Consider the following 13,083-nt stretch of genomic DNA (forward strand, 5'->3'; position numbering starts at 1 on the left):
TGCCGTCTTCAGGCTCAGGAACCTGCTTTGTAGCCGACACCACGGACCGTCAATACTACTTCGGGGGCTTCCGGGTCACGTTCGATCTTGGACCTCAGCCGCTGGACATGGACGTTGACCAGCCGGGTGTCGGCAGCATGGCGGTAGCCCCAGACCTGTTCCAGGAGCAGTTCCCGGGTGAAGACCTGCCACGGCTTGCGGGCCAGCGCGACGAGCAGATCGAATTCCAGCGGGGTCAGCGAGATCCGGTCGCTCCCCCGGCTGACCAGGTGGCCGGCGACGTCGATGGTCACGTCGGCGATGCGCAGGGTTTCCGGCGCCTTCTGGTCGCCGGGCCTCAGGCGCGCCCGGACGCGGGCCACCAGCTCGGCGGGCTTGAACGGCTTGGGGACATAGTCGTCGGCGCCGGACTCGAGGCCGCGGACCACATCCGAGGTGTCCGCCTTGGCGGTGAGCATCACAATCGGGACGTCGGAGTCGGCGCGGATCAGGCGGCAGACCTCGATGCCGTCCATGCCGGGAAGCATGAGGTCCAGCAGCACGAGGTCCGGCTTCGAGGAACGGAAGACCTCCAGCGCCTGTCCGCCGTCAGCGCAGAAGACGGGTTCGAAGCCGTCGTTGCGCAGCACAATACCGATCATCTCGGCCAGTGCCTCGTCGTCGTCCACTACCAGAATGCGTGCCTTCATAGTTACATATTCCCCTATTGAAATGGCTTTGTCGTATCGGGCGGATCCTCGGCATGGCGCGGGCCCTCACCAGCAGGCCGGTACAAACCCCGTCCCGGGCCCCTTCCAGCGCCCTCGTGCCCGGAGGAACCCCTCCCCGTGCTGGAACAATCAGTGTCCGGTACTGCATGCTGGGGACCAGCCCCATCAGCCTGCCAGGACACCAGGAGGTTCCAATGAACACCCCGATCTACCGGCTTGCCCTCGGCCACGACTTCGCCCGGCTGCAGCCGGAGCTCCAGGAGTACTTCTCGCTCGCCCCGGGCTCCGGCCACTATGGCGTCGGCGAAGGGGTGTTCGACGTCGTCGGCTGCCGGCAGCCCTGGCTGCGTCCTGCGCTGCGGCTCGCCACCGGCGAGCAGGCGTTTTTTCCGGAATACGGTGAGGGCATCCCGTTCCGGATCGAGAACCATGCCCACCTGGATCCGTTCGGCCGCTCCAGCCTGACGGCCCGCCGCGAAATTTTCTTCCCGGGGACCACCAGGCTCTTCCATGACACCACCAGCTTCGATGATTCGGGCAGCCGGGCCGGGCTGGTGGACTACGTCGGCCGGTACCGCCGGCTCGTCACGGACCTGAACCTCGGCGTCACCCCGGATGGCCGGCTGCGCGGCGTGTCCGAGGCATCTCGGCTGTTCCTGGGGCCGCTGCGGATCCCGCTGCCGGACGCCCTCGATGCCAGGGCCTACGCCGAACAGTGGTGGGAGCCGGCAGAAGGCGGCCAGGGAAAGCACCGGATCCAGGTCAAGGTGATCCAGCCCCAGCTCGGCCTGGTGCTGGTCTACGCCGGGCACTTCGACTACCGGCTGGAGCCCTACCCCGGCGGGATCACGGCGCCGGGCTACCTTCCCGGGGGCGCCCGTCCGGACCGGTGGAACAGCCGCCTCTGACGCGTGCGGGGCGCGCTGCCCGGCATGGGCGCCAGTGCCGGGCGGCGGCTGGCGGGCGGCGCTGCCGCTAGCCGAGGGCCAGCTGGTTGAGGCCGTCGGCCACCTGGGTCAGCCGGGTCAGTACCGCCGTCGCGGACGACGGCGAGTGATGCGCCAGCCCGTCCGAAGGGGTGATCCGCAACGCGCTCAGCGTGGACGCGGGAAGCCCCAGCTGCCGCCACGGCCGCCAGACGTTGTCCACGACGTCGCTGACGCGGGGCAGCCTCGCGGCCGGATCAGCCACGTCCAGCGCTCCGGCCCAGAGGCGCTTTCCGGCCTCGACGGCGCCCGCGAGCTGTTCCCACTGGCGGGAGGTGAGCGCCCGGAGCGGCACCGCGATCCCGTCGGCGCCGGCGGCCAGGATCCGGTCGAACGGGGCCTCGACTTCCGCGACGGACACCACGATTTCGGCGGCGCCGGCGGCCCGCAGCGCGTCAATGACCAGCTGCCAGGAGTCGGTGATTTCCTGGCCGGGAATGGAGCGCAGGGTGCGGTAGCCGCTGGAGGTCGGAATGGTTCCGGCCAGCACTGACGCGATCTCGGGTTCATCGATCTGCACCACGATGCGGGCCCCGGGTGCCGCTGCGGCAACCCTGGACAGATAGCCGTCGACGCCGGCGGCCAGGGACGCGGCGATATCGCGCCGGGCGCCGTAGTCGATCAGGGCACGTTCCCCGTGATGCAGGTGCAGGCCGGCGGCCAGGCTGAGCGGGCCGCGCAGCTGGACCTTGACGTCCGCCGCCGGGGTATCCTCGGCGCCGATCAGGTCCGCCAGGATATTGATGTCGGTGGAGAGGGCCGATCGTGCCCGCATCAGGTCCTTGCCGGGCCGGTCCACGATCCGCCAGCCGTAGGGCTGCACATCCACGGACATGTCCACCAGCAGCGACGCCGTCCGGCCGAGGGCGTCCGAGCCGACGCCGCGGTCAGGCAGCTCGGCGAGGAACGGCAGATGGGGGCTGCCGAGTTCGCCGCGGACGGTCCGCGTGGCCTCGACCGGGTCCTCCCCGGGCCAGGGGCCCGCGGCCGTCGCGGTGACTTCGGCGGGTTCCTGCGGTTTCTGGGTCTGCGGTTTTTGGGTCTGCGGTGTCCGGGCGGCCATGGCTAGGCGTCTGCGGCGACGGAAGGACCCGGGGATCCGGCGGCCCGTGCGGCCGCGCCGCCACCGGCGGCGTCCCTGGCTGCTGCCTGGTGGTCTTCGGCGATGGCTTCATGGTGCCGGATGACCTCGCCGATGATGAAGTTCAGGAACTTCTCGGCGAAGGCCGGGTCCAGGTGGGCTTCGGCGGCGAGGTGGCGCAGGCGTGCAATCTGGGCCGTCTCCCGGCCCGGGTCCCCGGCGGGAAGCTGGTGCGCGGCCTTCAGGAAGCCGACCTTCTGGGTGGCCTTGAACCGCTCGGCGAGGAGGAACACGAGGGTTGCATCGATGTTGTCGATGCTGGAGCGGATCGACAACAGTTCCGCCATCACCGCCGGATCCACCTGACCGGCCAGGGAACTGGCCGCAGGGTCGTAGGAATCGGCGTCAGGATCGGCATGGGGAAGACTGTGGTTCTGCTCGGTCATTGACCCAGTCTAGGGGCACGGCGGCCAATCACTTCTGCTGTTAAGCGCCGTTGCAGCTCCCCCGCAGGGACTCCCGGATGGACATGCCCACCGTTCGATGCGAACGGTGGGCATGTCCATCCGGAGGGCGCCAAGGCACCGCCGAGCGTGCCGCGGAGCGTCCCTCGGTCAGCCGTGGAGCACGGCGCGGAATTCCTCCCGGCGCCGCGCCTGCTCGTCCGGGTCCGGGACGGGCAAAGACGCGATGAGCTTGCGCGTGTAGTCGTGCTGCGGGTTGCCCATGACCTGGTTCCCGAGCCCCTGCTCCACCATCTTGCCCTTGTAGAGCACGCCCACCCAGTGGGAAAGCATGTCCACCACGGCAAGGTCATGGCTGATGAACAGCGCCGCGAACCCGAACTCCCGCTGGATCTCCTTGAACAGCTCCAGCACCACGGCCTGCACGGAAACGTCCAGGGCCGACGTCGGCTCATCGGCGATGAGCAGCTTCGGGTTCAGGATGAGCGCCCGCGCCAGGGACGCGCGCTGCCGCTGGCCGCCGGACAGCTCGTGCGGGAACCGGTCAGCGTACGACGCCGGCAGCTGCACCGACTCGAGCAGCTCGCCGACGCGTTTGCGTGCCTCGGCAGGGCTGGGGTTGGAGTGAATGATCAGCGGCTCGGCGACGCAGTCGCCGATGGTCAGCTGCGGGTTGAATGATGCCGCCGGGTCCTGGAACACGAAGCCGATCTCCTTGCGGAGCGGTTTGAACGTGCGCTCCTTGAAGTTCAGCATTTCGTAGCCCAGCACATTGAGGCTGCCGCCCGTGGTCCGGTTGAGTCCGGCGATGGCCCGGCCGATGGTGGTCTTGCCGGAACCCGACTCCCCCACGAGGCCGAAGACTTCGCCTTCGGACACCGTGAAGCTGACGCCGTCGACCGCCTTGAAGGCCGGAGTGCCCAGCCTTCCCGGATACTCAATCGTCAGGTTCTTGGCCTCGACCAGCACTTTCCCGCCCTGATGGGCGCGCTCGGTCATGCCTTCGGACGCGGAGTTGCGGCCAAGGTGCGGGACGGCGGCGAGGAGTTTCTTGGTGTATTCCTCCCGGGGCTGGGCGAACAGGACCCGTGCGGGAGCTTCCTCCACGACGTCCCCCTGGTACATGACCACCACGCGGTCGGCGAGGTCGGCGACAACGCCCATGTTGTGCGTGATCAGCACGATGGACGTCCCGTACTTGTCCCTCAGGTCCCGCAGCAGCTCCAGGATTTCCGCCTGGACGGTGACGTCCAGGGCGGTCGTCGGCTCGTCGGCCACGATCAGACCCGGGTTCAGGGCCAGCGCGGCGGCAATGACGACGCGCTGCTTCTGGCCGCCCGAGAACTGGTGCGGGTAGTAGTTGACCCGGGTATCCGGGTCCGGGATGCCCACTTTCCGGAGGGCTTCGATGGCCCGCGCCTTGGCATCCTTGGCCGAGATCTTCTTGCCGCTGCCGGTGTCCGCATGCGCCCGGATGCCCTCGGCAATCTGCCAGCCGACGGTGTAGACGGGGTTGAGCGCCGTGGACGGTTCCTGGAACACCATGGCGACATCGCGGCCGCGGATCTGCCGCAGCTTGGCCGCGCTGACGCTGATGACGTTGTTGCCGTTGATCAGGACGGCGCCCTGGCTGGTTGCCGTCTCCGGCAGCAGGCCCAGGATGGTCTTGGCCGTCACGGTCTTGCCGGATCCAGATTCGCCAACGATGGCGACAACCTCGCCGGGGTTGACCTCGAGGCTGACGTCCTTGACGGCGTAGACATCGCCGGCATCGGTCGCGAACGTGACCTTGAGGTTCTCGATGTCCAGGACGGGGCCGGAGCCGGGGCCCGGCCGGTCGATGTTCGTGGTCATAGCACTCTCGATTCTGCTTCAAGGGCGGCCTGCGCGCCGTTGGAGTCTGGGCCTCCGGCGGGCGTCTTACCGCCGGACTTCCTGCGGCCCCTGAGCCGTGGATCGTTGAGATCGTTTATGCTCTCACCAACGAGGGTCAGCCCAAGCACGGTCAGGACGATGGCCGCGCCGGGGAAGATACCCGTCCACCAGATGCCCGATGAGGCGTCAGCGATGGCCTTGCTGAGGTCGAAGCCCCACTCGGCGGCGGAGGACGGTTCGATGCCGAACCCCAGGAACCCCAGCCCCGCCAGGGTCAGGATCGCCTCGGACGCATTCAGCGTGAAGATCAGCGGCAGCGTACGGGTTGCGTTCTTGAAGATGTGGCGTCCCATGATGCGGACGCTAGAGGCGCCCACCACCTTGGCTGATTCGACGTACGGCTCCGCCTTCAGCCTGATGGTCTCGGCCCGGATCACACGGAAATACTGCGGGATGAACACCACGGAGATGGAGATCGAACAGGCAACGATGCCGCCCCAGAAACTGGACTGGCCGTGGTTGATGACGATTGACATCACGATGGCCAGCAGCAGCGACGGGAAGGCGTAGATCGCATCGGCGATCACCACCAGCGTCCGGTCCAGCCAGCCACCGAAGTAACCGCTGAGGAGGCCCAGTGCAACTCCGAGGAAGATCGACATCACGACGGCGACGACGATCACGACCGCCGCCGCCCGGGCACCCCAGATCACGCGGGAAAAGACGTCATAACCGCCCACCGTGGTGCCCCAGATGTGGGCTGCGCTGGGGGGCTGCTGGGCCGGAAAGGTACCCGACGCATCGCTGAGTTGCGCGAAGCCGTACGGCGCAATGAAAGGCGCCAGCACGGTCGTGAGCAGGAAGCCGATGCTCAGGACGAGGCCAGTGACGAGCATGGCGCGCTGCAACCCGACGCTCGTCCGGAAATGCGAGATCACTGGCAGCCTGTAGATGAAGGGCTGCTTGCGCCCGCTTACTGTGTTTGCATCCATGGCTAGTACCTCACTCGCGGGTCGATCAGGGCTGCGGCGACATCCACGATGAAGTTCGTGACGGCAACGATGACTGCCAGCAGCACGACGATGCCCTGGACGGCGACGAAGTCGCGTGCGTTCAGGTATTGCACCATCTGGTAGCCGAGGCCCTTCCACTCGAAGGTGGACTCGGTGAGGACGGCGCCGCCCAGAAGGAGGGCGATCTGCAGCCCCATCACCGTGATGATCGGGATGAGTGCAGGCTTGTAGGCGTGCTTGGTCACGAGCCGGAAATCGCTTACGCCGCGGGACCTGCCGGCCTCGACGTAGTCCTTGCCGAGCGTGCCGATGACGTTAGTGCGGACCAGCCGGAGAAACACCCCGGCCGTCAGCAGGCCCAGGGTCACGGCCGGGAGGATCGAATGGGCCGCGACGTCGCCGAGCGCCGCCATGTTGCCGCTGCGCAGCGCGTCCAGCCAATAGATCCCGGTGGGGGAAGCCAGGCTTCCCATGGCCAGTTCGGTCCTGGTGGAGGACCGTCCTGCGACGGGGAACCACCCGAGCCAGACCGAGAAGGTCAGCTTCATCAGAAGGCCCGCGAAGAAGACCGGAGTGGCGTAGCAGAGAATAGCGAAGAACCGCAGAACGGCGTCCGGCGCCTTGTCGCGACGGTACGCGGCTATCAGTCCGAGGGGGATCCCCACCAACAAAGCCACGATCACGGCGTTGATGGCCAGTTCGAGGGTTGCCGTGCCGAACGTTGCCAGCATTTCAACGACGGGCCGGCGGTCGGTGATCGTCGTGCCGAAGTTGCCGGTCGCCACCTGACCCAGGTATTCGAAATACTGCACGATGATCGGCCGGTCGTACCCGGCGTCGTGAATGCGCTGGGCCAGCACATCCGGGGGAAGCCGGCCGCCCTGGGCGGCAGTGATGGGATCTCCGATGACCCGCATCAGGAAAAAGACCATGGTCACCAGGATGAATATGGTCGGAATGATCAGGAAGAACCGGATCAGTAGGTACGTCCCCAGCCCCCCGCCCGAGGATTTTTTCTTCGACGGAAGGAGCCCGTCGGCGTCGCTGGGCGGCGCCTCTATCAATGTTGTCATTACTACCTAAAATTCTGTTTTCGCGGCCATGGGCCGGCCCCGTGAACTGCTGGTGCTGCAATGACCAGGAAAAGCGGGGCGCCTCGAGGGCGCCCCGCCTCCCAGGCTGGTCAGAACCGCAGGGATGCAGCCTTACTTGGAAACAGTTCCCAACCGGAACTTGAAGGAAGCGTCGAGGGTGGTATCGACACCCTTGACGCCGCTGCCGGAAACGGCAACCTGTGCGCCCTGGAGCAACGGAAGCGTCGAGATGTCCTTGGCCAGGGCATTCTGTGCGTCCTTGATAGCGGACTCGCGTGCGCTCTTGTCCACGGTGGTGAGCTGCTTGTTGATCAGGTCAGTGACCGTGGGGTTGTTGTAGTGGTTCTTCAGGAAGCCGCCGTCCGGGAAGAACGGAGTGAGGTAGTTGTCGGCGTCGCTGAAGTCCGGGAACCAGCCGAACTGGAACACGGGGTATTCGTCGGCCCTGCTGGCCTTGCTGTAGGTGACCCATTCAGTGGACTGCAGGTTGACCTTGAACAGGCCGGACTTTTCCAGCTGGTCCTTGATCATGGCGTACTCGTCGCCCGAAGACTTGCCGTAGTGGTCGGGGTTGTACTGCAGGTTCAACGTCACCGGCGTGGTCGCGCCGGCGTCGGTGAGGACCTTCTTCGCCTTGTCCAGGCTGGGCTTGCCGGCGTCGCCGTAGGCATCTTTGAACGATTGGTTGGCGCCGAGGAAGCCGCTGGGGACGTTGGAGTACAGGGGCAGGTAGGTGCCCTTGTAGACCTGGTCCGCGATCGTCTGGCGGTCAACGAGGTTGGCGACTGCCTGGCGGACGGCGAGTGCCTTGGCCGGATCGGCGTCCGGTGCCTTGGTGCCAAACGGCATGGTGTTGAAGTTGAACGTCATGTAGCGGATTTCGCCGCCGGGCCCGACGTTGACCTTGACCTTGGAGTCCTTCTTCAGGTCGTCGATGTCGGTGGCGCTGAGGCTGCGGTTTGCCACGTCGATGTTGCCCTGCTGGATGTCCAGCTTCATGTTGGTGGGATCCGCGTAGTACTTGATCGTAGCGGCATCGTTGGCCGGCTTGCCCAGCAGACCCTTGTAGTCCGGGTTGGCCTTGAAGCTGATGAGCTCGTTCTTCTTGTACGTGTCGATCGTGTACTGGCCGTAGAAGGCCTTCGCCTTGACGATCGAGTCGTCGTCGAGCAGTTTGTCGGCCGGGAAGACTTCATCGTCCACGATCGGCGCGGCAGGGCTGCTGAGGATCTGGGCGAAGGTCTGGTCGTTGGCCAGCTTCAGCTTGAACACAACCGTGCTGGCATCCGGGGCGGTGACGCTGTCCACGTTGGCCAGCAGGCTTGCGGGTCCGGCGGGATCGTTGATCTTGGTCTGCCGGTCAAAGGAGAACTTGACGTCCTTGGAGTCCAGGGTGTGTCCATTGGCCCATTTCAGCCCGGACTTGAGCTTGACCGTGTATTCGGTCGGTGCCGTGAAGGAGGCCGACTCGGCCAGGTCCGGAACGGGATCGGCGCCGCCCGGCTTCGAGTTGAGCAGGAAGGAGTAGATCTGGTTCATCACCATGAACGAACCGTTGTCGTACGCGCCCGCCGGGTCCAGGGCTGTGACCTTGTCCGTGGTGCCGTAGGCGATCGGGCCGGTGGCCGCGGCCGATGACCCGCCCCCGCCACCGGACGGGCCCGTGCAGGCTGTCAGTGCGAGTGCGGAAACCCCGGCGAGCGCGATGGCGCTCTGCAGGGCCTTTTTGTTCATTGCCATCTGTGAACTTTCTGTTCGATGGGAACTGGCGCGCCCGAGGAAGGTAATTCCGCGGGCGGCACCGTGCTTGTTCCTAGATTCAACCAGAAGCTGGCGTAGTGAACCGTTACATCGTGTGAGATGAGACACAAAATTTATCCGGATCGAAGAAACTCGGCGTTTTCGGCCTGTTTGCCTGAGGATCTTCGGAGGGCCGGCCGCTCTCCGGCCCGCGCCTACAGTGCGGTTCGCTGCAGCGAGCGCGCGGCGTCGATGGTTGCCTGTCCGAGCACGCGGGTCCCCTGGTAGAGGACCACTGTCTGGCCGGGGGCAACGCCGCGCAGCGGCTCGGTGAGGGTCACCACGAGGTTCCCCTGCTCCATTTGCGCCCGCGCCGGGACGGGATCCCCGTGCGCGCGGACCTGGGCGTAGCAGCCGAACTCCTCGCCGGTGTGCACCTGGGCGATCGGCAGCCCGGCCCAGGAGACCTTGATGCCGCGGATCTCGTCGATGGCCAGAAGGGCCTCCGGCCCGACGACGACCTTGTTTTCCTTGGGACGGATCTCCAGCACGAAGCGGGGCTTGCCGTCGGCGGCGGGGGTGCCCAGCTTGAGGCCGCGGCGCTGGCCGACAGTGAAGGCGTTGGCGCCCGGGTGCTCGCCGACCTTCGCGCCGGACTCATCCACGATGTCGCCCGTGGTCATGTCGATCTTCTCGGCCAGCCAGCCGGCGGTATCGCCGTCGGGAATGAAGCAGATGTCGTGGCTGTCCGGCTTGTTGGCCACGGACAGCCCGCGGCGCTCGGCTTCGGCGCGGACCTCGGCCTTGGACGGGGTGTCCGCCAGCGGGAACATGGAATGCTTGAGCTGTTCATGGGTGAGGACGCCGAGCACATAGCTCTGGTCCTTGGCCCAGTCGGCGGCGCGGTGCAGCTCGGGATGGCCCTCGGCGTCGTTGATCACCTTGGCGTAATGGCCGGTGCAGACGGCGTCGAACCCGAGCGCGATGGCCTTCTCCAGCAGCGCGGCGAACTTGATGCGTTCGTTGCAGCGCATGCAGGGGTTGGGCGTGCGTCCGGCGGCGTATTCGTCGATGAAATCCTGGACGACGTCTTCCTTGAAGCGCTCGGAGAAGTCCCATACGTAGTACGGGATGCCGAGCACGTCGCAGGCCCGCCACGCGTCGCGGGAATCCTCGATCGTGCAGCAGCCGCGGCTGCCGGTGCGCAGGGTGCCGGGCATCCGGGACAGCGCCAGGTGGACTCCGACGACGTCGTGTCCCGCCTCGACGGCGCGGGCGGCGGCAACGGCGGAATCAACCCCGCCGCTCATGGCTGCAAGAACTCGCATGCTGGCTTTCTGTAGGTGTCCGGGGGCGCCGGCATCGACGGCCGCCGGAGGACAGCAGGGAAAAACCTGCTGGCGGCTAACACAATGACTGCGGGTCCATTCTATCGCCACGCCGAATCATGGCCCAAAGGCCCTTGACTACGCCACGTTGCCCTTCTAACGTCAAACACACTGCTTTTAGAATTCTTCGGCGGCGGCCGTGTCGCCGGCGGGACACGGACCTATGCATCCTGGCAGCGCCAGGCCGCAGGAATCGAGCGCAGATGGCTGTTGAAGACATTGTGATTGTGGGCGGCGGACTGGCCGGGGCCACCGCCGCGAAGACGCTCCGCGCGGAGGGCTTCACCGGCCGGATTGTCCTGGTGTCCGCCGAAGCGCACCATCCCTACCTGCGCCCGCCGTTGTCGAAGGAGTACCTGCTCGGCAAGGCCGGCGAGGAGGCCCTGCCCGTGGTGCCGGCGCAGTGGTACGGGGAGAACGACGTCGAGCTCCGGCTGGGCGTCCCGGTCACCGGGATCGATCCGGCCGCCCGCACGGTGGGCCTGGGCGACGGCGGCCGGCTGGAGTACGGCTCGCTGCTGCTCGCCACCGGGTCAAGCCCGCGTTCAATTCCGTTGCCGGGAGGCGGGCTGGAGGGCGTCACGACTTTCCGGACGGTGGATGACAGCCGCCGCCTGCGCGCCGTCCTCGCGGAGGGCGGCCGGAACGTGGTGATGATCGGCTCGGGCTGGATCGGAATGGAACTGGCCGCCGCCGCCAGCACCTACGGCAACACCGTCACCCTGCTGGGGCGCGGGGAGGTGCCGCTGGGCGCAGCGATCGGCCCCGAGCTGGGCGGATTCTTCCGCTCGCTGCACGAGGCCCAGGGCGTGCGCTTCCGGCTTCCGGCTTCGGCCGCGGAAATCACGGGGCAGTCCGGGCGCGTGACCGGCGTCGTCACGGACTCCGGCGAGGTCCTGCCGGCGGATCTGGTGGTCATTGCCGTGGGCGTTGCCCCTGGGGTCTCCCTCGCCGCGGCCGCGGGCATCGGGCTGAAGAACGGGATCCTCACCGACGCCTCGCTGCGGACGGACGCGCCCGGTGTCTACGCAGCCGGCGACGTCGCCAACGCCCTGCATCCCTTCACCGGGGAACACCACCGCAGCGAGCACTGGTCCAACGCCCTGAACGGCGGAAAGGTCGCGGCCAAAGCCATGCTGGGCCAGGACGCCGTCCTGGACACGGTCCCGTATTTCTACACGGACCAGTTCGACGTCAGCATGGAGTATTCAGGATTCCCGACCCTCATCACCGGCCAGCCGGCCATCCGCGGCTCGCTCGAGGGACACGAATTCATCGCGTTCTGGCAGCGCGAGGGCCGGGTGGTCGCGGGAATGAGCGTCAACTGGCCACGGTCCAGCCGGCCGGGAGCGCAGAAGACCATCAAGGCCCTGATTTCGGCGCGGACCCCGGTGGGCGCTGAGGCCCTGACGGATCCTGCGGTTCCGCTGGCCGAACTCCTGCCGGCCCCGTAGCCTGCCGTATGCTCAGCCGCGGCCGGACGCCTGGCGGGCCACGGTCCCCGCGGTCTGGATGGTCGACTCGTGCCCTGCCATGCCGGCCTGGCGGGCGCGCGCCCAGGCCCCCGGCAGGGCCGCCAGCAGGGCGTCGACGTCGGCCTCGGTGGAGGAATGCCCCAGCGTGAACCGCTGGGCGCCCCTGGCCGTCTCCTCGTCCAGCCCCATGGCCAGGAGGACATGGGAGGGCCGCGGAACCCCCGCTGTGCAGGCCGATCCGGTGGACGACTCCACTCCTGCCAGATCCAGCAGGAAGAGCAGCGAATCTCCTTCGCAGCCGGGGAAGGTGAAGTGCGCGTTGCCGGGCAGCCGTCCGGCCGCCGGGGCGCCGCGCAGCACCGCCCCGGGAACGGCCCCGCGGACGCCGTCGATCAGCCGGTCCCGCAGGGCCGCGATCCGGACGGATTCCTCGGGGAGCCTCGCGGCGGCGGCCTCGGCTGCCGCGGCGAAAGCCGCGATCGAGGGCGTGTCGAGGGTTCCGGACCGGACATCGCGCTCCTGTCCCCCGCCATGCTGCACCGGGGTCAGCTTCACCGCGCGTCCCAGGATCAGGGCGCCCACGCCCACGGGGCCGCCGATCTTATGCCCGGAGACGGACATGGCGTCCAGGCCGGTGGCGCGGAAGTCCACGGGAACGGAGCCGAAGGCCTGGACGGCATCGGAGTGCACCGGAACTCCGGCACGGTGGGCCAGCCCGACAATCTCGGCGATCGGCTGGATGGTGCCGACTTCGTTGTTGGCCCACATCACGGTGACCAGGGCAATCGATTCGGGGTCGCGGGACAGTTCGGATTCCAGCACGGCCATGTCCAGCACGCCGTCGGCGTCCACGGGCAGCCATCGGACGTCGGCGCCTTCATGCCGTTCGAGCCACTCCACGGTATCCAGCACGGCGTGGTGCTCGACGGCGGAACACAGGATGCGCGTCCGCTTCGGGTCCTCGGCGTGCCGGGACCAGTACAGGCCCTTGACCGCGAGGTTGTCCGCTTCGGTGCCGCCGGAGGTGAAGATCACTTCCGAGGGGTGGGCGCCTGCGGACGCCGCGAGCGCTTCCCTCGCATCTTCCACGGCCCGCCGGGCACGGCGGCCCGAGCCGTGCAGCGAGGAAGGGTTCCCGGTCCGGGACAACTCGCGGGTCAGCGCGGCCAGCGCCTCCGGGGCGAGGGAAGTGGTGGCGGCATGATCGAGGTAGGCGGGCACAGGCCAATTCTACCCGCGGCCCGGATGCGGCACTGG

General features: G+C 67.4%; 11 protein-coding genes. 2 read left to right on the plus strand and 9 right to left on the minus strand.

What is annotated here, in order from left to right:
• Positions 1–14: 14 nt before the first annotated feature.
• Complete coding sequence (gene mtrA, locus J9611_RS03350) at positions 15–689, minus strand: MtrAB system response regulator MtrA (RefSeq protein ID WP_211877710.1); 675 nt, start codon at positions 687–689, stop codon at positions 15–17.
• Between the two features lie 215 nt (positions 690–904).
• On the opposite strand from mtrA, the gene J9611_RS03355 reads away from it, so the two are divergent.
• On the plus strand, positions 905–1,618 hold the full coding sequence (locus tag J9611_RS03355) for a DUF4166 domain-containing protein (protein WP_211877711.1): 714 nt from the start codon (positions 905–907) through the stop codon (positions 1,616–1,618).
• Positions 1,619–1,685: 67 nt separating this feature from the next.
• Here the strand turns inward: J9611_RS03355 and J9611_RS03360 are convergent, their stop codons facing one another.
• From J9611_RS03360 to mnmA, 7 genes are all read right to left on the minus strand, one after another.
• Positions 1,686–2,759 carry a uroporphyrinogen decarboxylase/cobalamine-independent methonine synthase family protein gene (locus J9611_RS03360; RefSeq protein WP_211877712.1) on the minus strand — a complete coding sequence of 358 codons (1,074 nt, stop codon included), beginning with the start codon at positions 2,757–2,759 and terminating at the stop codon, positions 1,686–1,688.
• Between the two features lie 2 nt (positions 2,760–2,761).
• On the minus strand, positions 2,762–3,223 hold the full coding sequence (locus J9611_RS03365; RefSeq protein ID WP_246527322.1) for a chorismate mutase: 462 nt from the start codon (positions 3,221–3,223) through the stop codon (positions 2,762–2,764).
• A gap of 168 nt (positions 3,224–3,391) precedes the next feature.
• Positions 3,392–5,095, minus strand: coding sequence for an ABC transporter ATP-binding protein (locus J9611_RS03370; RefSeq protein WP_211877713.1), 1,704 nt, complete (start codon positions 5,093–5,095; stop codon positions 3,392–3,394).
• Positions 5,092–6,108, minus strand: a complete 1,017-nt coding sequence (locus J9611_RS03375; protein ID WP_211877716.1) for an ABC transporter permease — start codon at positions 6,106–6,108, stop codon at positions 5,092–5,094. Before J9611_RS03375 ends, J9611_RS03370 begins: the two co-directional genes overlap by 4 nt.
• Positions 6,109–6,110: 2 nt before the next feature.
• Positions 6,111–7,202 carry an ABC transporter permease gene (locus J9611_RS03380; RefSeq protein WP_211877719.1) on the minus strand — a complete coding sequence of 364 codons (1,092 nt, stop codon included), beginning with the start codon at positions 7,200–7,202 and terminating at the stop codon, positions 6,111–6,113.
• A 132-nt stretch (positions 7,203–7,334) separates the two neighbouring features.
• Positions 7,335–8,963, minus strand: a complete 1,629-nt coding sequence (locus J9611_RS03385) for an ABC transporter substrate-binding protein (RefSeq protein WP_211877721.1) — start codon at positions 8,961–8,963, stop codon at positions 7,335–7,337.
• Between the two features lie 215 nt (positions 8,964–9,178).
• Positions 9,179–10,291, minus strand: a complete 1,113-nt coding sequence (gene mnmA / locus J9611_RS03390) for a tRNA 2-thiouridine(34) synthase MnmA (protein WP_211877723.1) — start codon at positions 10,289–10,291, stop codon at positions 9,179–9,181.
• A 263-nt stretch (positions 10,292–10,554) separates the two neighbouring features.
• On the opposite strand from mnmA, the gene J9611_RS03395 reads away from it, so the two are divergent.
• Positions 10,555–11,805: an NAD(P)/FAD-dependent oxidoreductase gene (locus J9611_RS03395; RefSeq protein ID WP_211877725.1), complete on the plus strand. Its 1,251-nt coding sequence runs from the start codon at positions 10,555–10,557 to the stop codon at positions 11,803–11,805.
• Between the two features lie 12 nt (positions 11,806–11,817).
• Here J9611_RS03395 and J9611_RS03400 read toward each other — a convergent pair whose 3' ends face one another.
• A complete protein-coding gene (locus J9611_RS03400; RefSeq protein WP_211877727.1) occupies positions 11,818–13,047 on the minus strand; it encodes a cysteine desulfurase family protein in 1,230 nt (409 codons plus the stop codon).
• Positions 13,048–13,083: the final 36 nt, after the last annotated feature.

Origin of the sequence: Pseudarthrobacter albicanus, assembly GCF_018224015.1 — a bacterium.
Lineage (GTDB): Bacteria > Actinomycetota > Actinomycetes > Actinomycetales > Micrococcaceae > Arthrobacter > Arthrobacter albicanus.